The 23903-nt window shown below is 57.1% G+C and carries 22 protein-coding genes; 13 read left to right on the top strand and 9 right to left on the bottom strand.

Annotation, left to right across the window (positions count from 1 at the left end; all coding sequences use genetic code 11):
- Position 1: 1 nt before the first annotated feature.
- A complete protein-coding gene (locus tag ACE3MN_RS00745) occupies positions 2-934 on the top strand; it encodes a divergent polysaccharide deacetylase family protein (RefSeq protein WP_024359725.1) in 933 nt (310 codons plus the stop codon).
- Here the strand turns inward: ACE3MN_RS00745 and ACE3MN_RS00740 are convergent.
- From ACE3MN_RS00740 to kbl, 3 genes are all read right to left on the bottom strand, one after another.
- Positions 931-1728, bottom strand: a complete 798-nt coding sequence (locus ACE3MN_RS00740) for a glycosyltransferase family 2 protein (RefSeq protein WP_024359724.1) — start codon at positions 1726-1728, stop codon at positions 931-933. The two genes, ACE3MN_RS00745 and ACE3MN_RS00740, sit on opposite strands and share 4 nt — an antisense overlap.
- A gap of 160 nt (positions 1729-1888) precedes the next feature.
- The gene (tdh, locus tag ACE3MN_RS00735; RefSeq protein WP_004126597.1) at positions 1889-2914 is read right to left on the bottom strand and encodes an L-threonine 3-dehydrogenase; all 1026 of its coding nucleotides are present in this window, start codon (positions 2912-2914) and stop codon (positions 1889-1891) included.
- A gap of 9 nt (positions 2915-2923) precedes the next feature.
- Complete coding sequence (gene kbl, locus ACE3MN_RS00730) at positions 2924-4117, bottom strand: glycine C-acetyltransferase (RefSeq protein WP_024359723.1); 1194 nt, start codon at positions 4115-4117, stop codon at positions 2924-2926.
- A 214-nt stretch (positions 4118-4331) separates the two neighbouring features.
- Here kbl and rfaD point away from each other — a divergent pair, with 214 nt between their 5' ends.
- The 5 genes from rfaD to ACE3MN_RS00705 are packed head-to-tail and all read left to right on the top strand — an operon-like array spanning position 4332 to position 9359.
- Entirely contained in the window at positions 4332-5264 is a 933-nt protein-coding gene (gene rfaD / locus ACE3MN_RS00725) for an ADP-glyceromanno-heptose 6-epimerase (RefSeq protein ID WP_024359722.1), read from the top strand.
- 9 nt (positions 5265-5273) lie between these two features.
- Complete coding sequence (gene rfaF / locus ACE3MN_RS00720; RefSeq protein WP_004137738.1) at positions 5274-6332, top strand: ADP-heptose--LPS heptosyltransferase RfaF; 1059 nt, start codon at positions 5274-5276, stop codon at positions 6330-6332.
- 3 nt (positions 6333-6335) lie between these two features.
- Positions 6336-7307, top strand: a complete 972-nt coding sequence (gene rfaC / locus ACE3MN_RS00715) for a lipopolysaccharide heptosyltransferase RfaC (RefSeq protein ID WP_049086967.1) — start codon at positions 6336-6338, stop codon at positions 7305-7307.
- Positions 7307-8215 carry a hypothetical protein gene (locus ACE3MN_RS00710; protein ID WP_004137736.1) on the top strand — a complete coding sequence of 303 codons (909 nt, stop codon included), beginning with the start codon at positions 7307-7309 and terminating at the stop codon, positions 8213-8215. The genes rfaC and ACE3MN_RS00710 overlap by 1 nt, the downstream gene beginning before the upstream one ends.
- Complete coding sequence (locus ACE3MN_RS00705) at positions 8193-9359, top strand: O-antigen ligase (protein WP_049086966.1); 1167 nt, start codon at positions 8193-8195, stop codon at positions 9357-9359. The genes ACE3MN_RS00710 and ACE3MN_RS00705 overlap by 23 nt, the downstream gene beginning before the upstream one ends.
- A gap of 32 nt (positions 9360-9391) precedes the next feature.
- Here ACE3MN_RS00705 and ACE3MN_RS00700 read toward each other — a convergent pair whose 3' ends face one another.
- Positions 9392-10474: a glycosyltransferase family 9 protein gene (locus ACE3MN_RS00700; RefSeq protein ID WP_004137734.1), complete on the bottom strand. Its 1083-nt coding sequence runs from the start codon at positions 10472-10474 to the stop codon at positions 9392-9394.
- Positions 10475-10495: 21 nt separating this feature from the next.
- Entirely contained in the window at positions 10496-11458 is a 963-nt protein-coding gene (locus ACE3MN_RS00695; protein WP_004137733.1) for a polysaccharide deacetylase family protein, read from the bottom strand.
- A gap of 111 nt (positions 11459-11569) precedes the next feature.
- Between ACE3MN_RS00695 and rfaQ the strand changes: the two genes are divergently transcribed.
- The 7 genes from rfaQ to coaD all read left to right on the top strand — a co-directional run bounded on the left by rfaQ (position 11570) and on the right by coaD (position 18502).
- Complete coding sequence (gene rfaQ, locus ACE3MN_RS00690) at positions 11570-12646, top strand: putative lipopolysaccharide heptosyltransferase III (protein ID WP_004137731.1); 1077 nt, start codon at positions 11570-11572, stop codon at positions 12644-12646.
- Entirely contained in the window at positions 12643-13770 is a 1128-nt protein-coding gene (locus ACE3MN_RS00685) for a glycosyltransferase family 4 protein (RefSeq protein ID WP_049130766.1), read from the top strand. The genes rfaQ and ACE3MN_RS00685 overlap by 4 nt, the downstream gene beginning before the upstream one ends.
- A 2-nt stretch (positions 13771-13772) precedes the next feature.
- Entirely contained in the window at positions 13773-14867 is a 1095-nt protein-coding gene (locus ACE3MN_RS00680; RefSeq protein ID WP_024359716.1) for a glycosyltransferase, read from the top strand.
- A gap of 29 nt (positions 14868-14896) precedes the next feature.
- Positions 14897-15886, top strand: a complete 990-nt coding sequence (locus ACE3MN_RS00675) for a glycosyltransferase (protein ID WP_004137725.1) — start codon at positions 14897-14899, stop codon at positions 15884-15886.
- A 92-nt stretch (positions 15887-15978) separates the two neighbouring features.
- Positions 15979-17253: a lipid IV(A) 3-deoxy-D-manno-octulosonic acid transferase gene (gene waaA / locus ACE3MN_RS00670; protein ID WP_024359715.1), complete on the top strand. Its 1275-nt coding sequence runs from the start codon at positions 15979-15981 to the stop codon at positions 17251-17253.
- The gene (locus tag ACE3MN_RS00665) at positions 17253-18029 is read left to right on the top strand and encodes a glycosyltransferase family 2 protein (protein ID WP_004137723.1); all 777 of its coding nucleotides are present in this window, start codon (positions 17253-17255) and stop codon (positions 18027-18029) included. The genes waaA and ACE3MN_RS00665 overlap by 1 nt, the downstream gene beginning before the upstream one ends.
- Positions 18026-18502 carry a pantetheine-phosphate adenylyltransferase gene (coaD, locus tag ACE3MN_RS00660; protein WP_004106901.1) on the top strand — a complete coding sequence of 159 codons (477 nt, stop codon included), beginning with the start codon at positions 18026-18028 and terminating at the stop codon, positions 18500-18502. The genes ACE3MN_RS00665 and coaD overlap by 4 nt, the downstream gene beginning before the upstream one ends.
- Before the next feature lie 100 nt (positions 18503-18602).
- Here the strand turns inward: coaD and mutM are convergent, their stop codons facing one another.
- The 4 genes from mutM to ACE3MN_RS00640 all read right to left on the bottom strand — a co-directional run bounded on the left by mutM (position 18603) and on the right by ACE3MN_RS00640 (position 23901).
- The gene (gene mutM / locus ACE3MN_RS00655; RefSeq protein ID WP_004137720.1) at positions 18603-19412 is read right to left on the bottom strand and encodes a bifunctional DNA-formamidopyrimidine glycosylase/DNA-(apurinic or apyrimidinic site) lyase; all 810 of its coding nucleotides are present in this window, start codon (positions 19410-19412) and stop codon (positions 18603-18605) included.
- 63 nt (positions 19413-19475) lie between these two features.
- Positions 19476-21812: a TonB family protein gene (locus ACE3MN_RS00650; protein WP_154915407.1), complete on the bottom strand. Its 2337-nt coding sequence runs from the start codon at positions 21810-21812 to the stop codon at positions 19476-19478.
- Positions 21813-23186, bottom strand: a complete 1374-nt coding sequence (locus tag ACE3MN_RS00645) for a DNA-binding protein (protein WP_224232912.1) — start codon at positions 23184-23186, stop codon at positions 21813-21815.
- Complete coding sequence (locus tag ACE3MN_RS00640) at positions 23176-23901, bottom strand: PP2C family serine/threonine-protein phosphatase (protein WP_049131053.1); 726 nt, start codon at positions 23899-23901, stop codon at positions 23176-23178. Before ACE3MN_RS00640 ends, ACE3MN_RS00645 begins: the two co-directional genes overlap by 11 nt.
- Positions 23902-23903 lie beyond the last annotated feature (2 nt).

Below are 23903 nucleotides of genomic sequence, written 5' to 3'. Positions count from 1 at the left end.
TTTGCTTCAATTTCGCAGAATCGCACTCGCCATAACCGGTACGCTGGTTATGGTGTCGCCGGTATTTGCCGGCAAACTCTCCATTGTTATCGACGACTTTGGCTATCGTCCACAAACGGAAAATCAGGTGCTGGCGCTGCCGGCGACGATCTCCGTTGCCGTACTCCCTAATGCGCCCCACGCCCGCGAAATGGCGACCAAAGCGCATAATCTCGGCCACGAGGTGCTCATCCACCTGCCGATGGCGCCGCTCAGCAAACAGCCGCTGGAAAAAGATACCCTCCGTCCGGATATGAACAGCAGCGAGATAGAGCGCATCATCCGCGAAGCCTACGGTAAGGTTCCGTACGCCGTGGGGCTGAATAACCATATGGGCAGCGCGATGACGTCGAACCTCTTCGGCATGCAGAAGGTGATGCAGGCGCTCGAGCGCTACAATCTCTACTTCCTCGATAGCGTCACCATCGGCAATACCCAGGCCATGCGCGCGGCGCAGGGCACCGGCGTGAAGGTGATTAAGCGTAAGGTTTTCCTCGACGATACCCAAAACGAAGCGGATATCCGCTATCAGTTCAACCGCGCTATCGCTTTGGCGCGGCGCAACGGTTCCGCCATTGCTATCGGCCACCCGCACCCGACGACGGTGCGCGTGCTGCAGCAGATGGTGTATAACCTGCCGCCGGATATCACTCTGGTGCGTCCGAGCAGCCTGCTCAACGAGCCGCAGGTGGATACCTCCACGCCGAATGCCGCGCCGCCGGTTAAGCCGCCGCGCAATCCATTCCGGGGCGTGAAGCAGTGCAAATCTAAGCGTCCGCCGGAGCCGGTCAACGCCAGCCGCTTCTTTACCATTCTGAGCGAAAGCATCGCCCAGAGTACGCTGCTGCAGTATTATCAGCTGAAGTGGCAGGGCTGGGATCAGCCCACCAACTAAATCGTCCGGGAATCCGTGTGCTTATCCGCCGCGGATTCCGCCTTGTCCTGATGGGCATACCAGGCTTTAAAGTATTTAAGAAAGCTGTAAAAGGTCGCGTAAAGCCCGGTGACCACGCCGACCTTGCCCTTTCGCCACGCTCCGCTAAACAGATACCACTTAAAGAAAGCGCCAATCGCGCTGATCGCTCCGCGTGCAAGAGACGGCCTGATCTTCTGATATTTAACCAGCCGTGTGGTGTAGCTATTGAGCTTGTTAAACACTTCATGCAGGGAGTAGAAGGTGTCGTGGCGCACGAATCCCGGTAGCCTGGCCGAGTGCGTAAAACCGACAACCTGATCGTCTACCGGACGCTCGTTGAACCGGGCGATAGAACGGTTATACAAACGAACCGGGAAATCTGGCGAGGATACCGGATAAATAGTTCGCACCTCTTCACCCAGCACGAACCAGTGGCGCGGCAGACGCCATGCGCAGGTTGGATCGGGCTCATCCCCCGCCTTCAGCGCCAGAATAGCCGCCGCCACCTCGTCATCAAGGATCTCATCGCTGTCCATACACAGCACCCAGTCGTGGCTGGCGAGGGAGGTCGCGTAGTTCATCTGCGTGCCGTGAGTGGTATAAGCATGATAGTGAACGGTGAGACCGAACTGTTGGCAAATCTGCAGCGTGGCGTCCGTGCTGCCTGAGTCGATGACGATAAATTCATCGGCCACCTTAAGCAAAGGTGGTAATACCTCCCGTAATAAGCGGGATGAATTACAGGTCAATAAGCATACAGAAAGTTTAATCATAATCTTTGTAGGGTTAAACCATGGTTAAACTGACTGTATAAACGAATAGGCGAGAAAGCGATTTAGAAAAAGTGCGGAGTGGATTAAGTATTACAAAAATGTAGGACAACTCTCAAAAAAGCGCCCGCAGGCGCTTTTTTAAAATGCAAACTAGCGGGAATTAATCCCAGCTGAGAATGACTTTGCCAGACTGACCGGAACGCATCGCGTCAAAGCCCTGCTGGAAATCATCGATACCAAAGCGGTGAGTGATGATCGGCGACAGATCGAGACCGGACTGAATGAGCGCGGCCATCTTGTACCAGGTTTCGAACATTTCGCGACCATAAATCCCTTTGATAAACAGCCCCTTGAAAATCACCTTGGTCCAGTCGATAGACATATCCGACGGCGGAATCCCCAGCATGGCGATGCGCCCGCCGTGGTTCATGGTATCGAGCATGGTGCGAAACGCCGGCGGCGCGCCGGACATCTCCAGACCCACGTCGAAACCTTCGGTCATGCCCAGTTCGGCCATCACATCGTTAAGGTTCTCTTTAGAAACGTTTACCGCCCGGGTGACGCCCATTTTGCGCGCCAGCTCCAGACGATATTCATTAACGTCGGTAATCACGACGTTGCGCGCACCAACGTGTTTCGCTACCGCGGCGGCCATCACGCCGATCGGGCCAGCGCCGGAAACCAGCACGTCCTCGCCGACGAGATCGAATGAAAGCGCGGTATGCACGGCGTTGCCAAACGGGTCGAAAATCGACGCCAGATCGTCGGAGATATTGTCCGGAATTTTAAAAGCGTTAAACGCCGGGATCACCAGATATTCGGCAAAGCAGCCCGGACGGTTGACGCCGACGCCCGTGGTATTGCGGCACAGGTGCGTACGCCCGGCGCGACAGTTACGGCAGTGGCCGCAGGTGATATGCCCTTCGCCGGAAACGCGATCGCCAAGCTTAAAGCCGCGAACCTCCTGACCGATGCCCACCACTTCGCCGACGTATTCATGGCCCACCACCATCGGCACCGGAATGGTCTTTTGCGACCACTCATCCCAGTTGTAGATGTGCACGTCGGTACCGCAAATCGCGGTCTTGCGAATTTTAATCAGCAAATCGTTATGGCCGACTTCCGGTTCCGGCACGTCGGTCATCCAGATGCCTTCTTCCGCCTTCAGTTTGGATAACGCTTTCATCTCACACCCTCAGGCAATGACGCCCAGTTGTTTACCGATGCGGGTAAAGGCTTCCACCGCACGTTCAATTTGTTCAGGGGTATGCGCCGCAGACATCTGGGTACGAATACGCGCCTGGCCTTTTGGTACCACCGGATAGAAGAATCCAGTGACGTAAATCCCTTCTTTTTGCAGCTCGCGCGCAAATTCCTGCGCCACGGTGGCCTCACCGAGCATCACCGGGATAATGGCGTGATCGGCGCCCGCGAGGATAAACCCTGCCGCGGTCATTTTTTCACGGAACAGACGGGCGTTAGACCACAGGCGATCGCGCAGTTCGCTGCCCGCTTCCACCATTTCCAGCACTTTGATGGAAGCCGCGACGATCGCCGGCGCCAGCGAGTTGGAGAACAGATACGGACGCGAGCGCTGGCGCAGCCACTCGACAACTTCTTTACGCGCGGCGGTATAGCCGCCTGACGCGCCGCCCAGCGCTTTACCCAACGTACCGGTGATAATATCGACGCGGCCCATCACGTCGCAGTACTCATGGGAACCGCGGCCGTTTTCACCCACAAAACCCACGGCGTGAGAATCATCAACCATCACCAGCGCGTCGTATTTGTCCGCCAGATCGCAAACGCCCTTCAGGTTGGCGATCACCCCGTCCATTGAGAACACGCCGTCGGTGGCGATCAGCACGTGACGCGCGCCGGCGTCGCGCGCCTCTTTCAGACGGGCTTCCAGCTCCACCATATCGTTGTTGGCGTAGCGGAAGCGCTTCGCTTTACACAGGCGCACGCCGTCGATGATCGACGCGTGGTTCAGGGCATCGGAGATAATCGCATCTTCCGCGCCGAGCAGGGTTTCAAACAGGCCGCCGTTAGCATCAAAGCAGGAGGAGTAGAGAATCGCATCTTCCATACCGAGAAAATCGGCCAGCTTCTTCTCAAGCGCTTTATGGCTGTCCTGGGTCCCGCAGATAAAACGCACGGAGGCCATACCGAAGCCGTGGCTATCCATGCCGCTTTTCGCGGCGGCAATCAGTTCCGGGTGGTTCGCGAGGCCGAGATAGTTATTGGCGCAGAAGTTAATCACCTGGCTTCCGCCGACGGTGATATCCGCCTGCTGCGCCGAAGTAATAATCCGTTCTTCTTTAAACAACCCTTCCGCGCGCGCGGTATCCAGGTCATTGGTTAACTGTTTGTAGAAATCACCACGCATTGCAACTCTCCAGATTCGGCAAAATTTGGCACATATTACCTAAAGCTATACGCTGATACGAGATGATGCATTACTGCATGAATTATTTGCAGCATAAATCACGAGTCCCTCTCCACCTTATCGGCGAATGGCTGAAGCCTTTTCGATGTAGTGATATGATAGGAGTATTCATGTCCGGATTGTCTCTGGACTACCCACTTCAAAGGTTACAGTTATGATCATCGTTACCGGCGGCGCAGGCTTTATCGGCAGCAATATCGTTAAAGCGCTGAATGACCAGGGCATTACCGACATTCTGGTCGTAGATAATCTGAAAGACGGCACCAAATTCATCAATCTGGTGGATTTGAACATTGCCGACTACATGGATAAAGAAGACTTTCTGATCCAGATTATGGCGGGCGAAGAGTTCGGCGATATCGACGCTATTTTCCATGAAGGCGCCTGCTCTTCCACCACGGAGTGGGACGGCAAGTACATGATGGATAACAACTATCAGTACTCTAAAGAGGTGCTTCACTACTGCCTGGAGCGTGAAATTCCGTTCCTGTACGCCTCTTCCGCGGCGACCTACGGCGGCCGCACCAGCGACTTTATTGAATCCCGCGAATACGAGCAGCCGCTCAACGTTTACGGCTACTCCAAGTTTCTGTTTGATGAATACGTCCGTCAGATCCTGCCGGAAGCGAACTCGCAGATCGTCGGCTTCCGCTATTTCAACGTCTACGGGCCGCGCGAAGGCCATAAAGGCAGCATGGCCAGCGTCGCTTTCCATCTGAATACTCAGCTGAATAATGGCGAAAGTCCGAAATTGTTTGAAGGCAGCGATGGCTTCAAGCGCGACTTCGTCTACGTCGGCGACGTCGCGGCGGTGAACCTGTGGTTCTGGGAAAACGGCGTTTCCGGTATCTTCAACCTCGGCACCGGCCGCGCGGAGTCTTTCCAGGCCGTCGCAGACGCAACGCTGGCTTACCACAAGAAAGGCAGCATCGAGTACATTCCGTTCCCGGATAAGCTGAAAGGCCGCTATCAGGCGTTTACCCAGGCGGATCTGACAAACCTGCGCGCAGCGGGCTACGATAAACCGTTTAAGACCGTTGCCGAAGGCGTAACGGAATATATGGCCTGGCTGAACCGCGACGCGTAAGAAGCAAGCATGAAAATACTGGTGATTGGCCCGTCTTGGGTGGGCGACATGATGATGTCGCAAAGTCTTTATCGTACGCTCAGGGCGCGCTATCCCCAGGCGATCATCGACGTGATGGCGCCCGCATGGTGCCGTCCGCTGCTCTCGCGCATGCCGGAAGTCAACGAAGCAATCCCGATGCCGCTCGGTCACGGCGCGCTGGAAATCGGCGAACGGCGTAAGCTTGGGCACAGCCTGCGCGAGCGTCGCTACGACCGCGCTTACGTTCTGCCTAACTCGTTTAAATCGGCCCTCGTGCCGTTCTTTGCGGGAATACCGCATCGCACCGGCTGGCTCGGCGAGATGCGCTACGGCCTGCTGAACGATGCCCGCAAGCTGGATAAAGACGCCTGGCCGCTGATGGTCGAACGCTACGTCGGTCTGGCCTACGACAAAGGCGTGATGCGCTGCGCGAAAGATCTGCCTCAGCCGCTGCTCTGGCCACAGTTGCAGGTGCATGAAGGCGAAAAATCGCAGGCCTGTAGCGCGTTTAATCTCTCAACCGAGCGCCCGATCATCGGCTTCTGCCCCGGCGCTGAGTTCGGCCCGGCAAAACGCTGGCCGCACTATCACTACGCCGAGCTGGCGAAACAGCTGATCGACGAAGGCTTTCAGATCGTGCTGTTTGGCTCCGCGAAAGACCACGAAGCGGGCAATGAAATCCTCGCCGCGCTTAATACCGAACAGCAGGCATGGTGCCGCAATCTGGCCGGGGAAACCCAGCTTGAGCAGGCCGTTATTCTGATCGCCGCCTGTAAAGCGGTGGTCAGCAACGATTCCGGCCTGATGCACGTCGCCGCCGCGCTGGACCGTCCGCTGGTGGCGCTCTACGGGCCCAGCAGCCCGGACTTTACTCCCCCGCTGTCGCATAAAGCGCGCGTGATCCGCCTGATCAGCGGCTACCACAAAGTGCGTAAAGGCGATGCCGCCGAAGGCTATCATCAGAGTTTGATCGACATTACGCCGCAGCGCGTACTGGAAGAATTAAACGACCTGTTGCTGGAAAAAACGGAACAAGAGGAAGACTAGCGGATGCGGGTACTGATCGTAAAAACCTCGTCCATGGGCGACGTGCTGCACACGCTGCCTGCGCTGAGCGACGCCGCGCTGGCCTTTCCCGGCATTCGTTTCGATTGGGTAGTTGAAGAAGGCTTCGCACAGATCCCCTCCTGGCATGAGACCGTTGACCGGGTCATCCCGGTGGCGATTCGCCGCTGGCGCAAGGCGTGGTTTTCCGCGCCGATCAAAACCGAGCGCAAGGCTTTCCGCGACGCCGTACGGGCGGAAAAGTACGACGCGATCATCGATGCCCAAGGGCTGGTGAAGAGCGCCGCGCTGGTCACCCGGCTGGCCCGCGGCGTGAAGCACGGTATGGACTGGCAAACCGCCCGCGAGCCGCTGGCGAGCCTGTTTTACAACCGTCGCCACCATATTGCTAAACAGCAGCACGCCGTTGAGCGCACCCGCGAACTGTTCGCGAAAAGCCTCGGCTACGCGAAACCGGAAACCCAGGGCGACTACGCGATCGCCCGTCATTTTTTGCGCCAGAATGACGCGTCCGCCGCGGCGTATCTGGTGTTCCTCCACGCCACGACGCGCGATGATAAGCACTGGCCGGAAGAGAACTGGCGGGCGCTTATCGCCCTGCTTGCCGACAGCGGCGTACGCATCAAACTGCCGTGGGGCGCGCCCCATGAAGAAGCGCGGGCCAGGCGCCTGGCGGAGGGGCACGATTTTGTCGACGTCCTGCCGCGGATGAGCCTGGAGCAGGTAGCTGGGGTACTGGCAGGCGCGCGCGGGGTGGTTTCCGTCGACACCGGCCTGAGCCATCTCACCGCCGCGCTCGATAAACCGAACTTCACGCTGTACGGCCCGACCGATCCGGGGCTAATTGGCGGCTACGGTAAAAATCAGTACGTGGTGCGCCCGGAAAGCGGCAGCAGCACGGGGGATATTCCCGCCTCCCGGATTCTGCAACTGTTGAAATCTCAGGAACTGGCTTAATGGGTTCATTATTTAAGCAGATCTATCGCTACACGCATCGACGCGCCTTTCGCCATAACGAAAATCTCTGGCCGTTTACCCACATCACGCGTGCGGCGAGCGGTGAAATCCGCACCCTGAAATACAAAGGGAAAACGGTGCCGCTGGTTAATCTCAGCGAACTGAAGGATAGCGCCGAGGGCGAGGTGCTGCTGACCGCCACCGGTCCCTCGACGCGCCGCATTGATTTTACGCGGCTGCCGAAAAGCGTTCCGGTGATGGGGGTGAATGGCGCCTGGCATCTCTCTGATAAAATTAAATTTTCGCTCTATACCATTGTCGATATGGAGTTTTACGATAAAAAGCCGGACGTGATTCGTTCGGTGATTAGCCAACCCGATCTCGTGCTCTTCACCACCATGCACGGTATCGCCAAAATCCTCGACCGTCACGGCGCGGAACTGCGCTGTCGTTTGGCATTAATTGAAGACGCCTGTTATAAAATTTATCAGCCCAAAGTCGCCAAAAGCGCGATACCGCAGGTATGGAAAGGCGTTGCGGCGTTACGCTTTCACCCGCAGCGGCAGGATATTTGCTTTAGCACCGATATCCGCCAGGGAATTTTCGACGCCGGAACCGTGGTCTACTGGGCCCTGCAAATTCTGATGTGGCTGGGATTTAAAACCATTCTGATAAGTGGTCTGGATATGAGTAATTTCAACCAGCCGCGCTTCTACGAAACGGAACAGGATAAACTCCCCTCCTGGCTGGCAAATAAGGTGGATGACCTGGTCATGCCGTCCTTTTCGCACGCTGCCAACGTGCTGCAACAAAACCATATTCGGGTCGTTAACTTCTCTTTAGAAAGCGCGGTTCCGGAAACGATTTTCGCAAAGGTTTCTTTTGATGAGTACTTTAAAAATAAGTAGTTACGCCAGACAGGGCTACACCGTTTTCTTCACTTTATTTCTGTTTTTTAGCGCCGTTTTTTGCGTATCAACCCGGACAAACAACCTTCTTCATTTATCTATTTTGCTGTTTTTGCTTTCACTGCTTAACCACGATAACCGTCAGGCGCTAGCGGAAAGCATCCGCCAGCGGTGGCTGGTTTATATCCTGCTGGTGGTATTCTGCGTTTACTATGCCCTGAGCAACATTTGGGGGCAGACGCCGCAGCATATCGACTCGCCGCTGACGCACGGCGCCTATTTATTTTTTTATCTCCTGCTGCTAACTACCCTGCTGGGCGACCCCCGAACCCGACATCTGGCGCTGCTGAGCGTCGTTGCCGGGATCACGGTGCTCTCCATCTGGACGATGGCGATCGATTTCACCCTGGTCCTTAAAGAGCGCCTGGTATCACCGGGTAATCCCGGCCCGACTAACGTTATCGACCTCGCGGGTTATTGCGGTATCGGTATCCTTATTTGCGCCATGCTGCTGAAGGAGAAAGGCAGCCATCTCCTGTATGTGCCGATGGCGATCATGCTGGTGATGCTGTTTCTGACTCAAAGCCGCGGCCCGATTATCGCCCTGCTGGCGGCGTTTGTTTGCACCCTGCACCTGCACGTATTTACCCGGCGTAATGTTCTGATTGTCGCCGCGCTAGCGTTGGTTCTGGGCGCGCTTTTCTTCTTCACGCCAACGGGAGACCTGCTGCTGGCGCGCTTTGAAGAGCTGGGCACCCAAAGCGGTTTGCGCCTCAGTATCTGGCGCCATACGCTCCAGGAAGTGGCCAGCCAGCCGTGGCTGGGTCGTGGCTTTGACTACGAGCTCAACTTTACCAACTACAGCGGCGAGCATATCACCACCACCCACAGCGTCTATCTTGGCGCACTGCTGAAAGGCGGCATAATCGGCCTGGCGCTGCTGCTGGCGGTGATTGCCGGAGGGTTATGGCAGGCATGGCGTAACCAGCAGGATGGCCGCTACGGGCTGGCGATTTTTATCTATGCGCTGATTTTTATGGCTTCGCAGGGCATGTTTATCATCAGCAACCCTCGCGAAAGCTGGCCGCTGTTTTGGCTACCGCTGGGCATTGCGCTCAGCGGAGGCCTGAAGGCGAAACGCTAAGAGAAGGAGAAGGGCCCGCAGCGGGCCCTTTTTTATGCCTGCTGGCGAGCGGCGATCAGGGCATCCGCCTGGGCTTTGATCACCGGCCAGACCGCGTCAATGGTCATGTCGGCGACGTTAGTCTCTTCGCAGACAATTTGTCTGGCCTTGTCATAACCCGGAGCCCAGATGGTATAGCCCGGCAATCCGGTGTCTTTGAGTTTACGTTTGTTGTAAACCGCCACCATGGGCTTGTCGAACGCGCGAGCAATATGCACGATGGCGGTATCCGCCGTAATCACCAGATCGCAGTGGCGAACAATCTCAACCGCTGAATTAATATTGCTATCAGGCAGATGCAGCGCCGTTTCCAGATTAAGCTGACGAATTTTCTCGCTATGCCCGACCATCACGACGCTGATTTTATAAGGGAGCGTATATAAGCGCTCAATCAGGGCAGAAACCTGATGACGGCAAAAGTCTTTATCCGTTGAGGCGGTAAACGGGTTGATGGCAATGCAGAGCTCGCTACCCTGTTGCTGAGCCAGCAGTGTTTTAACTCTTTCCCGCTCAAAAGCATCGCCGGGCAGATGATAGTGGTAATGAGGGTGTTCTATGCCAAATAGCCTGGCGACGGCTTTATAGCGGGCGGAAATATGGCTGCTGCTATCCAGAAAAGGGATGGAGTGATCGTAAAGTTTATATTCTTGTTTATTAAAACCGATAACGCAGCCGGGCTGCAAATCAGCCAGCAGTTTAAAACGCTCGTAGGTTTTAACATCGTCAAAATCAACGACCGCGTCAAATCCTGCCGCGCGCAACGCATTTAACGGCATCCGCGGCTGATATAAATAGACCTGCTCAAGAAAATCCGCGCCGGCAAGCATCTGCTTACAAACCGGCCCGGTCAGCACAGAAACCTTATAGCCCCGGTCGGCTAAAAGCTTTGCGCAGCCGGTTGTCACGACCATATCCCCAACTTTGTCATCCAGGCGCAATAATAAAACATGCTGAATCTTCGCGGGATTAAAGGGCTGGCGCGCGCTTTTATTTCTGTAACGATAGTTAATTAAATTAAACTTAATTTCGCGGAAGAAGGCATTTTTCTTCCGCGTAAACTGCTTCACGATACGCATACGGTACCTGGTTGTGATCTTTTATCGCTGTGTGCGTTTCTGTTGGTAATACTCCGCCAACGTCATTCCCTTCACCTGCGGCGCCAGCCAGCTGAAAAAAGACTCCAGATCGGCATATAAACGCTCGATATCCTGCTCGTTTTTAAACGTTGGACTGCCGCCGGGCATGTACTCAGAAGAGTGGAGCATATATTCGACGTAGTCATTGCCCTGAGTCAACGTTTGTTCCACCACTTTTTTCATCGTCTCGACGTTGCCGCCCATCGGACGCAGCCAGTGAACGGACGGCGAGCGCACTTTACCGCGCAGGCGATCGTAACCCTGCTTCAGGCTATTCATCCACGCGGGATGCTTGTACTGAATGCTCATCGGCACTTCCAGCAGCGATGATTGCCCTTCACGGCGGATATCGTTCTCGTCGAGGAAATAGGCGTGCTGCGGGAAATGACGGTAATCGGTGCCGCCGTCGCCCTGCGGCGCGCCTTTCGCCGTTTTCCAGTTCACCCGCGGCGTAACCGAACAATCCACCAGATAGCCATACTCCATCAGCAGACGCGCGTAGCGCTCGTCAAAGGCCCAGCGTCCTGCGCGATGGCTGACCATTTTGGTCTGGAAGGTCTCCTCCAGCAGACGGGTCATATAGTCGACTTTCGCCCGCATCGCCGCATCGCTGTACTCAATCAAGTACGGTTTATGCCGCCAGTCGTCATCGGTGAGCGGATCGGTCGGCGGGCTGTTCCAGGCGTGCAGATGCATGCCGATTTCCGCGGTTCCCCGGGCGATCGCATCCTTGGCGAATTCGATATAAACCGGGTCGATGGCCATTTCATAGTTGGTCAACCAGACCGGTTTGAAACCGTACTTTTCGCAAAGCTGCTGAAAACGCGGTAAATAACGCGCATTCTCGGTGGTGATGCTGTCATGTTTTTGCCAGAGGTTATCGCCCTCTGTGTCAATCGTGATGAGAAATGCGGGTTTGTGCACGAAAACGTCCTCAGGCCATACGTATCGGGTCATGGTAGAGCAAGACAACGCTTCTCTCAATCTATCTGATCCCCTAGAATCGGAACCCTGACCCTGAATGAAGAACAGAGAATGACGCCTGAAACCCGCACTTCCGGCCGCGTGAACCCGGCGCGAATCCTGGTCATCAAGCTGCGCCATCATGGCGATATGCTATTGATAACCCCGCTTATTCACGCGCTAAAACAGCAATATCCCGCCGCCAGCGTGGATGTGCTGCTTTATGAAGAAACCCGGGATATGCTCGCAGCGAATACCGATATCACCCACATTTACGGCATTGACCGGCGCTGGAAAAAACAGGGCGCCGGCCATCAGCTAAAGATGGAGTGGCGTCTGATTCGCACGCTCCGCCAGCAGCGCTACGATATGGTGCTCAATCTTGCCGATCAGTGGCCCAGCGCGATCATCACCAAACTGACCGGCGCGGCCACCCGCATCGGTTTTGACTTCCCGAAACGTCGTCATCCGGCCTGGCGTTTTTGCCATACCGCCCTCGCCTCAACCGAGCAGCATAACCAGCAGCATACCGTGCAGCAGAACCTGTCGATTCTGGCGCCGCTTGGGCTGGCTATTGATGACGCGCCGGCGAAGATGGGCTACAGCGATCAGGACTGGCGCGCCAGCCGCGCGCTGCTGCCGGAAGAATTTCAGGATAACTATATCGTCATTCAGCCGACCTCCCGCTGGTTCTTTAAGTGCTGGCGCGAAGCGCGGATGAGCGCCCTGATTAACGCGCTTTCTGACGCAGGCTACCCGGTCGTGCTGACCTCCGGCCCTGACGCCAGAGAGAAGCAGATGATCGACACCATTATGGCGGGCTGCCCCGATGCTCGCCTGCACTCCCTCGCCGGGCTGCTCACCCTGCGCCAGCTGGCCTCCGTCATCGATCATGCCCGTCTATTTATCGGCGTCGACTCGGTGCCAATGCACATGGCTGCCGCGCTGGGTACGCCGCTGGTCGCGCTTTTCGGCCCCTCCAAGCTCACCTTCTGGCGTCCCTGGCAGGCGCAGGGCGAGGTTATCTGGGCAGGCGATTTCGGCGCTATTCCCGACCCTGATGATATCGATACCGGCACGGACGAACGTTATCTCGATTTAATTCCCACCGACGCGGTTATCGCGGCGGCGAAAAAGGTACTGGCATGAGTAAATTCAGGCTGGCTCTGGTACGCCAGAAGTATCGCCCGGACGGCGGCGCGGAACGCTTTGTCTCCCGCGCGCTGGAAGCCCTCGACGACAGCGATCTTGAACTGAACGTCATCACTCGCGAGTGGCAGGGGCCGGTGAAGCCCGAGTGGAACATCCACATCTGCAATCCGCGCAAGTGGGGGCGGATCAGCCGCGAGCGTGGGTTTGCCGACGCCGCCCGCCAGCTTTGGCAGCGCGAATCATTTGACCTGGTGCAAAGCCATGAGCGCATCCCCGGCTGCGACCTGTACCGTGCCGGAGATGGCGTACACCGCCGCTGGCTGCAGCAGCGCTCGCGCATTTTGCCCGGCTGGAAAAGCCGCCTGCTGTTTGCCGACCGCTACCATCGCTATGTGATGCAGGCCGAGCGCGAAATGTACCAGGACTCGCACCTGCGCGGCGTTATCTGCAACGCGGAGATGATTAAACGCGAGATTATTGAAGACTTCGGCCTGCCGGCGGAAAAAATCCACGTCATCTATAACGCCATCGATAACCAGCGTTTTCTGCCGCCGACGGAAGAAGCCTTCGTCGCGCTGCGCGCCAAATGGAATCTGCCGATCCAGGCGACCTGCCTGATTTACGTCGGCTCCGGCTTTGAGCGCAAAGGGCTGGATGCGGCGATCCGCGCCATCGCCCCGACCAATCGCTACCTGCTGGTGGTGGGCAAAGATAAAGAGCAGGCTCGTTACCAGCAGTTGGCGAAAACGCTGAACTGCGAGGAACGGGTGCGCTTTTTCGGTATGCAGTCGGAAACCCTGCCGTTCTACCAGATGGCCGATGGCCTGCTGCTGCCGACGCTGTACGATCCGTTCCCCAACGTCATTCTCGAAGCGATGGCCTGCGGCCTGCCGGTGATTACGACTACCGGCTGCGGCGGCGCGGAGTTTATCGTTCAGGGCAGCAACGGCTACGTTTGCGATGCGCTGGATATCCCGGCCCTGCAGGAGTCGGTTAACGCCCTGCCCGCTCGGGCTTTGGGTTCTGCAGAAGGCCAGCGCGCCCGCGAGCGGATCATGACCAGCACCAGCGAACGGCTCTCGGCGCAGCTGCTCTCCCTCTATCAGGATTTGGTGAAATAACGATGCGCATACTGTTTGTTATCGACGGCCTGCCCGGCGGCGGCGCGGAAAAAGTGGTACTGACGCTGGCGGAGCATTTTCTCAGCCAGGGTGAACAGGTGTCGCTTTTTTCCCTGCGCGACGTCTGCGAGTATCCGCTACCGGCGGGGCTGGATTATCAGGTCATCGCCGACCGCTGCCGCAAACCCTGGCGCAAACTCACCGAGCTATCCCGGCGCGCGCGCCAGCTTGATACGGCAATCGAGAAAGCAGAACAGCAGGGCCGTTTCGAACTGGTGCTATCGAATCTGCATAAAACCGACCGCATCGTCTCCCGCAGCCGCCTGCTGAACGGGCGCAACGTCTGGTTCTGCCTGCACGGCGTGTTCTCGACTTCCTATCTCGGACACCGCAGCGGTTTTGACCGCTGGATGAAAAAGCAGAAGATCGGGCGCGTTTATCAGGGACGCAACGTCGTCACCGTCTCCGATGCGGTCGGTCAAGACCTGGTTGAGCAGTTCGCCATTCGCCCCGCCCAGCTGAAAACGATTTATAACCCGTTTGATATCGCCGCCCTGCGCGCCGCGGCTGAAGAACCCAGCCAGCGCCCCGACGGCGACTATATTATCCACGTCGGCCGCTTTCACCCCGGCAAACGTCACGACCGCCTGATTGAGGCCTATGCGCAAAGCGGCATCGACGCGCCACTGGTGCTGCTGGGGCAGGGCAAACCGGAACAAGAACAGCGCCTGCGCCAGCTGGCGCAGCAGCTACAGGTTGCCGATCGCGTCCTGTTTAAAGGCTTCCAGAAAAACCCGCTGCCGTGGATTAAAGGCGCGCGGATGCTGGTCCTGAGCTCCGATAGCGAAGGCTTTGGCAACGTGGTGGTGGAGGCGCTGCTGCTGGATACGCCGGTCGCCAGCACCCGCTGCCCGGGCGGCGTGACCGAGATCCTCACCGGCGAGCTGTCGCGCGGCCTGGCGGATCTCAACAGCCCGGCGCTGGCTCAGACGATGCAAAGCATTTACCATAGCCCGCCGGCCATCGACGCAGCGGCGCTGGAGAAGTTCAGCGTGGCATCGATTTGTCAGCAGTATCGTCAGCTGCGCAGCGCCTGACGCCGTTATTTAACCAGGATCAATGAGTTATGAGTCAAACGCCTTTACTAAGCATCGTAGCCGCCGTCTATAACGGCGAAAAATTCCTTGCGCAATTCTTTGAGTGCCTTGAGCAACAGCAGCTGGAAAGCTATGAACTGATCCTGGTGAACGACGGGTCGACGGACGGCAGCCTTGCGGTTATCGACCAGTGGAAAGAGCGCCTGCAAAACGTGATCGTGCTGGAGCAGGAAAACCAGGGCGTGTCGGTGGCGCGCAATACCGGCCTCGCCGCGGCGACCGGTAAGTACCTGACCTTCCCGGATATCGACGATAAGCTTTACCCGGGCATGTACCGTACGCTTCTGGAAATGGCGGAAAAGGGCAATCTTGACGTCGCCACCTGCAACGGCCGCTACGTCTACGAGACGAAAAAAGATATCCATCCCATTTTCCCGCTGGACCGGCTGCAGTCGACCGGCGTTTTGCCCGGCCACGTCTGGTTAAAGCAGGCGCTGGATTCGCGTAAGTTCCTGCACGTCACCTGGCTGAATATCTATCGCCGGGAATTTATCGCGAGCCACCGCTTCCATTTTGAGCCTGGCCTGCGTCATCAGGATATCCCCTGGACCACCGAAGTGCTGCTGGCGGCAGAACGCGTGCAGTACACCAGCGAGCAGTTCTACGATTACTATATTCACTCGGAATCGGTGTCGCATAAACCGGACAACGACGACACGCTGATGCGTTCAGCGCGCCACTACATGAAGATTCTGGAGATGCTGGACGCCATCAACCAGCGCTACCCGGATAAGGTTCGCGATATTTCCGCCTGCCGCTGGCAGATCGCCAAAGAGGGGCTGGGAATTATTCATACCTTCGATAGCATGAAAGATGAGTCAAAAAAGCATATTATCATTAAAGAGTTTTTCGACCGCGGCATCTGGCGCCTGATCTGGAAAAACGCCCGTACGTTCCGTCTACGCTGGCGTCTTGGACGCCGCTATCTGCGCATCAAGCGCTATCGCGACGCGGCTTAATACTGAATCCCTTAGTTTCCGCCAAAGAGATAGCTTTACGCGGGTTAAATGCTTAGAATTTGCCCGCAAAAACATAAATACGGATAAATCGCTTGGAATTGCTTTATACCGCCCTACTTTACCTCATTCAGCCGCTGGTGTGGCTGCGACTGCTGTTACGCAGCCGTAAGGCCCCTGCCTATCGTAAACGCTGGAAGGAACGTTATGGCTTCTGCCAGAACAAGGTAGAACCGGGTGGCATCCTGCTGCATTCCGTTTCCGTTGGCGAAACCCTGGCGGCTATCCCGCTGGTGCGCGCGCTACGCCACCGTTACCCCTATCTGCCGATCACCGTCACCACCATGACGCCAACCGGGTCTGAGCGCGCCATGTCCGCTTTTGGCAAAGACGTGCATCACGTCTATCTGCCTTACGATCTGCCCGGCGCGATGAATCGCTTCTTCAATACCGTTCAGCCAAAGCTGGTTATCGTGATGGAAACCGAGCTTTGGCCGAACATGGTCGCCACGCTGCACAAGCGTAAAATCCCACTGGTGATCGCTAACGCTCGTCTGTCCGAACGTTCGGCGAAAGGCTATGCCAAACTGGGTAAATTTATGCGTCGGCTGCTGAGCCGCATTACGCTTATCGCCGCGCAGAACGAAGAAGACGCTAACCGCTTTATCGCCCTTGGCCTGAAACGCAATCAGCTGGCGGTCACCGGCAGCCTGAAGTTTGATATTTCGGTCACCCCCGAGCTGGCGGCTCGCGCCATCACCCTACGCCGCCAGTGGGCGCCGCACCGCCAGGTGTGGATTGCCACCAGCACCCACGACGGCGAAGAACAAATTATTCTTCAGGCGCATAAAAAGCTGCTCGAGCGTTTCCCCAACCTGCTGCTGATCCTCGTCCCTCGCCACCCGGAGCGCTTCGGCGACGCCCGCGAGATGGTGCAGAAAGCGGGAATGAGCTACACCCTGCGCAGTACCGGCGAAATCCCGTCGAACAGTACCCAGGTGGTGATTGGCGATACCATGGGCGAGCTGATGCTGCTGTACGGTATTGCCGACCTCGCGTTTGTCGGCGGCAGCCTGGTGGAACGCGGCGGTCATAACCCGCTGGAGCCCGCCGCTCACGCGATTCCGGTATTGATGGGCCCGCACACCTTCAACTTCAAAGATATTTGCGCCAAGCTGCAGCAGGACGACGGTCTGATTACCGTGACCGACGCCGATTCGCTGGTGACGCAGGTTTCCAACCTGCTGACCGATGAAGATTACCGTCTGTGGTACGGCCGTCACGCGGTGGAAGTCCTGCACCAAAACCAGGGCGCCCTCTCCCGTCTGCTACAGTTACTACAACCCTACCTGCCGCAGCGGAGCCACTGATGTCGCCTCGCCTCTCGGTCGTGATGATCGCCAAAAATGCGGCGGATCTGCTGCCTGATTGTCTGGCCTCGGTAAGCTGGGCCGATGAGATAGTACTGCTGGATTCCGGCAGCAGCGATAACACCGTTGAACTCGCCCGCAGCCTGGGCGTTCAGGTACATATCAACCGCGACTGGCAGGGCTACGGCATTCAGCGTCAGCGCGCACAGGACTACGCCACCGGCGACTATGTGCTGATGATCGATACCGACGAGCGCGTTACCCCGGAGCTTGCGCAGTCCATCCGCAGCGTGCTGGCCGCGCCGAAAGCCGGGGCGATATACAGCATCGCCCGCCGCAACTATTTTCTTGGCCGCTTTATGCGCCACAGCGGCTGGTACCCCGACCGCGTGATGCGCCTGTACGAACGCGACCGTTACCGCTATAACGATAATCTGGTTCACGAATCTCTCGACGGCCAGGGCGCGCAGGTTATCGAACTCGCGGGCGATCTGCTGCATCTGACCTGCCGCGATTTTTCCGGCTTTCAGCAAAAGCAGCTGGCTTACGCCGCCGCCTGGGCGCAGGAGCGCCATCAAAGAGGGAAGAAGACCTCGCTGGCCGCTATCTTCGGCCATACGCTGGGCGCCTTTGTTAAAACGCTGCTGCTGCGCGGCGGCGTGCTGGATGGAAAGCAAGGTTGGCTGCTGGCGGTAGTCAACGCGCAATACACGTTTAATAAATACACCGAGCTGTGGGCCCTGAGCCGCGGCTACTCGGAGAAAGTATCATTATGAGCACAAAAGCGATCTATCCGGGAACCTTCGACCCTATCACCAACGGCCATATTGATATCGTCACCCGCGCGGCCAGCATGTTCGATAAAGTGCTGCTGGCTATCGCCGCCAGCCCGAGCAAAAAGCCGATGTTCACCCTCGACGAGCGCATCGCGCTGGCCACCCAGGCAACGGCGCATCTGGTTAACGTTGAGGTTATCGGCTTCAGCGATTTAATGGCTAATTTCGCCCGCGCGCAGCAGGCCAATATTTTGATTCGCGGCCTGCGGGCGGTGGCGGATTTTGAATATGAGATGCAGCTGGCGCATATGAACCGTCATCTGATGCCGACGCTGGAGAGCGTGTTTCTGATGCCGTGCAAAGAGTGGTCGTTTATCTCCTCTTCGCTAGTAAAAGAAGTGGCGCGCCACCAGGGCGACGTCTCTCACTTCCTGCCCGCTAACGTTCACCAGGCGCTGCTGAAGAAGCTGTAATCCTGCGCCTTCGGGGCTCTTCCCGGAGGCGATGCTGCGCATCTGTCCGGGCTACCGGACCAAGCGCAGCGCGAGACGGGATCAACGCAACCATCGCACCTTACTTCTGGCACTGGCGGCAATAAAACGTCGCCCGCTGTGCATGCTTGCTGCCGATAACCGGCGTCCCGCAAATGCGGCACGGCTCGCCCTTGCGGCCATAAACCTGTAATTCCTGGGCGAAATAGCCCGGTTTACCGTCGCTTTGCAGGAAATCCTTCAGCGTCGTCCCGCCCTGTTCGATGGAGCGCAGCAGGACCAGCTTAATCACTTTCACCAGCTGCTCGCACTCTTCGCGCGACAGCGAGGACGCCAGACGATCGGGATGGATCCCCGCCGAAAACAGCGATTCGCTGGCGTAGATATTGCCCACCCCAACCACCAGCTTGTTATCCATCAGCCAGGGCTTAATCGCGGTTTTCTTCTTCGCGCACTTCTGCTGGAGATAATCAGCGTTGAACTCATCGCTCAGCGGCTCCGGCCCCAGATGCGCCAGCGCCGGATGGCCCTCCAGCTCTTTGGTCCACAGCCAGGCGCCAAAGCGGCGCGGATCGGTATAGCGCAGGACCTTGCCGTTACTCATCACCAGGTCTACATGATCGTGCTTCTCTGCGGGCAGCTCTTCGCTGAGGATACGCAGGCTGCCGGACATGCCGAGGTGGACGATAATCCAGCCGTCAGGCAGCTCCAGCAGCAGGTATTTGGCACGGCGGCGCACGCTGAGCACCGGAACGTCGCTCAGGCGATAGATCTCTTCGGAAACCGGCCAGCGCAGGCGTCCATTACGCACCACGGCGTGCAGGATGGTGGCGCCAACCAGGTGCGGTTCAATCCCGCGGCGGCTGGTTTCTACTTCAGGTAATTCAGGCATATTTTTCTCATATTAAAACAGCAGGCGCCGCTATTTTACCTCGTTCAGGAGGCCGCGACGCGACTAGTGCTGAAAATTCACGCCGATGGTTATCTGCCTGCCATCGGGCTGCGGTTTGAACTTCCAGCGCCAGAGCATATCGACCGCCCGCGCATCGTACTGTTCCACTTCGCTGCTTTTGCTCACCAGCACCAGCGTCGGCGCGCCGTTTTTATCAATATCAACGGTAAGCTCAGTCCGTTTATCGCCCTGCATTTGCGGCGCCTTCCACTCAACGCCGAAGAAAGACGCGTTCAACACCGCATTCTTGTCGATATCAACCGTCATACTCACCGGCGGGTCAAAGGGAACGAGCGTTTCATGGCGGTCCAGCTTTTTGCTCGCCGGCAAGATTTCCCCGGCTTTTGCGGTCTCTTCACCTTTCGCTCTTTCCCCGAGGATATCAGCATAATCCGCGTACACTTTTGCCGAAAGAATCGCATTACGCTCGCCCATGCCAACCCGCATCAGTAGCTTAGTTTTGATATTCGCTATTTTCTGCTCGGTATCCTCGGCGAGTGGCTGTAGCAACAGGGAGTAGATCATTGCGCCGATGTACAGTTCAGGATCGCGCTCGGCCCACAGGCTGCCCCACCCCATCCACACCTGCGGATCCTCCGGAGCCAGCGCCAGCAGTTGCGCCCACGTCGCCCGTTTCTCGTCAAAGGAAACATAGCTCTTTCTCAGCGCCAAATCCTTCAATAACGGCGCATAGTAGGGATGCGTTTCGACCAGCGCTTCCATCGCCTCGGTCATTTCGGTAAAACCTTCTATTCTGCCTTTGGTCGTTTTTTCTCGTTTTTTGAAGTAGATAAGCTGTAAATTGCGCGCCTCTTCCGCGCTCAGTTTCTTCTGCGGAAAAAGCGCTTTCATCCGGGTGAATTGAGCGGCCATCTCTTGCGCGGCGGCTTCCATTCCAGGTTTATTATGCCGGGCCGCCAGCCGTGAGATACGCATCGCCCGTGATTCCATTTCCCGATAGTGTTCATTCGGAGACAGGCGATCGCTGATAAAGGTCACCGGCATCAGCAGGCGCTTTCCCTGCCGATTAGAGTGAAAACGCCACTGCGGCGCGTAGTGGAGCGCCGCTTTATCAAACTCGGGAACGCCGCTGCTGCACTCAACCACCACGTTTAACAGCTCGCCGCTGGCGTCTGTATCCAGCGAGAGTACCGTCGTCGCCGACTTGATATATTTATTTATCGCCGGGTAGAGCATCGGCGGCACCGTCTCTTTGCCGATCCCATATCTTTCTGGCTCAATGCTGACGTGCCCCGGAAAGTGCTCGTTAACTGTGCTGATGCCACGCACGGTGCCTTCTTTAAACACGATCGATTTCGATAAAGGCAGCACCTTGCTACCTTCGCCTTTTTCCGTTGCATACCGGTCCAATGGCAAATCGCAGGAGCGCGTCTGCATTCTGGCCTGCAGAATATGAAGGATTTGCCGGTCGTCAGACGGCATTTGCGCGATATACGCCGCTAACCGCTGCTGTAGCGCAGGCTGGCGCGGGCTATCCTTCAGGCCCTCCGCCATCAATAATCCGCTCGTAATGCTTTGCGTAAGCGCCTGAAACTGCGAATTTCGCACCCGCTCATTATCGCGGGACTGGATCAGCGCTAACGCCCAACCCAGCCAGGCGTCAGAGTTTTCCGGCGCAATGGCGATTGCCTGCCGAAAGGCTCTTTCCGCCCGCGATTTGTCCGCATCCGTTGTCAGCGTCAGGATAGCCGCGGCCAGCGTCAGATCGCCACGGTCCGGCATCCAGCTGAGATAATCCGTTATTTTGGGTAATGCTTTCGCTTCTTGTTCGCGATAGCCCAGTGCCTGCTGCCAGAGCGCATCCGCGGCGGCGGCATCTTTTTCACTCCAGCCAAGCGGCAGCTCCGCTAATGGCTTTTTCTGCGCGATAAATTGCTCGACAATCTTGTGCTGATTAAACGGTTCCCCACGCAGGATTATCTGAATAAAACGGGCATGACGGTCATAGAGAAAATCCGCCCAGGCGGGCGATGCCAGCTGATTCATACTCTGCCAACGCCGCTGGTTTTGCTCGCCAATTGGGACATTGAATAAGGTGATACCGATAACAAAAACAATCTGCGCCACGGCAGCAATCAGATAGCCTTTATTGCGCCGGGTAATCGCCACCCACATCAGGGCGGAAAAGTAGAGAGTTCCCCCTAGCCACAGGCCGTAGAGCAATAAACGCTGGGGAGCATTCAGCGCCGCCGGTAAAAGCGAAAGCTTATCCACCAACATAAAGGGTGCAGACCAGAGAAAGAGCACCATATTCGGCGCGACAAAAAGCGCAATCAAAGACAAGATGACCAGCAGGTGTTTTAACTTCGGCGTAATCATTTATGGCTTACTCCGAAGAATCGCCAGCAGCCCCATCATGGCTATCCAGACAAAAATCAGGATTAACGCCGCATTATCGTACCAGGCATGCCAGGGACCGCTCAGTTGGGTAAAATTACGCGCTAATATGGCCATCACCAGCGTGCTAATCACAGCCAGCGCGCCATGCCAAACAAATGCAGGAACTTTGCTGCGCATATTGCGCCACAGCAGCGTTAACGGCCCCGGCCCAGTTGACTGACGAGGTACCGCAGCGGCTGGCGCCACGCGAGGCTGCCGCTTTGCGGGCGCAGGCTTTGGACTAACGGTTTGTGTCCGCTTATGCTGCTTCGCCTGCTTTATCCCCTCAACAACCTGTTTTTCACGTGCGCAGACCAGGCACGGCATCCCTGCGAAATGCTGGTGTTTCTTACTACAGAGAACAATTTTTTGCGTACTGCGTAGCGCATAAGGACGCAGGATCTTCGCCCATTCATCGGCGGAAGGACGTTGGGCAGGCGAATCGCTAAAGGCGCGATCGAATTGCTTGCGTAGCCCAGCGGGCAGCAGGTGATGGGTACTGGCCGGTACCGGAGAGATATTCTTTGCGGCATTGATGCCGTAGGCGTAGCAACCGGCGGCGATGCGACCGGGTAAATCATCAGGCACTTTTGCCGCCTGCGCGCGGCCGCTATAGGGATGAATGCCGTGGTTGAGCAGCTGGAAAATAATCACCGCCAGCGAGAAGCGGTCCTGAGCCTCTTCCTGTTCGCCCGGCACCTGGCCAATGCGCTGGAACTCAGGCGCCAGGTAATCCGGCGTGAACTGCCCGGCCGGGAAACGCTCGCCCTCGCCCTGGATGCTAAAGCCATCGCAGTCAAGCAGCGCGATGTACAGGCTGTCGCGATAAAAACGCAGGTTGACCGGCTTCATGTCGATAACCCGGTGCTGGCGCGCGTGTAACGCCGAGACCAGGGTGGCGAGGTTGCAGGCCAGGCTCACTTTGGCGCCAATCCCCTCCGGCAGATTCTGCGCCTTCGCCTGCCGCGACTGCAAAATATACTCCAGCTCAATAGTGCGCCGGGTATCGAGCACCGGCATAACAAAGCCAATAACCCGCTTGCGCTCGTCGAAGAGCAAATAGTCAGGCCACGCCAGTTGGACGATCGCTTCACCGTCAGCAGGCGCGGGGATTTCCGGGCGCTGCGCAAGCATGGCGCTAAGCTTGCGCTGGTAATAGCCGGTATCGATATTGGGATGATAGATTTTCGCGACGCGGGAAGGGTCATCCGCCAGAAAATAGACGCTGCCAGCGCCGCCGCTCTTAATCAGTTTTCCCAGGCGTACCGCGCGACGTTGCTCGTTATAACACCCAGGGGCTTTTTTATGCTTCATTACGCAGAGCTACCAGAAGCGTCTTATCATCGCCGGTTATCGCCCAGGTGCGCGGGTCGTCAAGCGTGGCGCGTATCGCCTCACTCCCTTCAACCTCAGAGACCTGCGGCAAATAACGCAAAACAGGGTCCATAAAGGGGGAGAATAGCGCATCGCCGCGCTGGTTTAGCGCAAACGGCTGCACGCCGTCGGACATCATCACCAGTTGCGTGGCTCTGCCAGCAAACTGACGGATGCGTAAATGTTCGCGCCAGTCGTGGCTGGTGAGAAACCAGGTCTGGTTGGCGTATTCACCGTTTTCAGGTAACGAGAAGTGCTGCTCAGCGTCGATGCTCAACTCCGCGACGCCATCACCGATATGCAGCACCACTGAGGCGGTTTCCCCGAGCCATGCGGCCACAACGGTACAGGCAAAATCGCCTGCGGAAAGCCCTCGCTCCTGCGCCGCCAGCAGAACGACCTCACGCACGCTCGCTATCAGCGTCGCCAGCTGCTGTTCATCAGGCGCGGCGGTGAATTTCGCCAGCCGTTCGGCCAGCTCTCGGGCGACTAAAACCGCACCCTGTTCGCTATAAGCGGCTGAGCCTGCGCCGTCGCATACGGCGGCGACCAGACGATCGCCCAAATTGCGGTAGCAAAAGGCATCCTGACAAGGAAGGTTATTTTGTCGGTGGCTGCTGCCAATGGCCGACGAAGCGTAAACGCGCCAGTTCATCG

The organism is Klebsiella grimontii (assembly GCF_042137965.1).
Taxonomy (GTDB): domain Bacteria; phylum Pseudomonadota; class Gammaproteobacteria; order Enterobacterales; family Enterobacteriaceae; genus Klebsiella; species Klebsiella grimontii.
The sequence above is the reverse complement of the archived record's forward strand: the minus strand, read 5'-3'. Positions and strand labels throughout refer to the sequence as shown.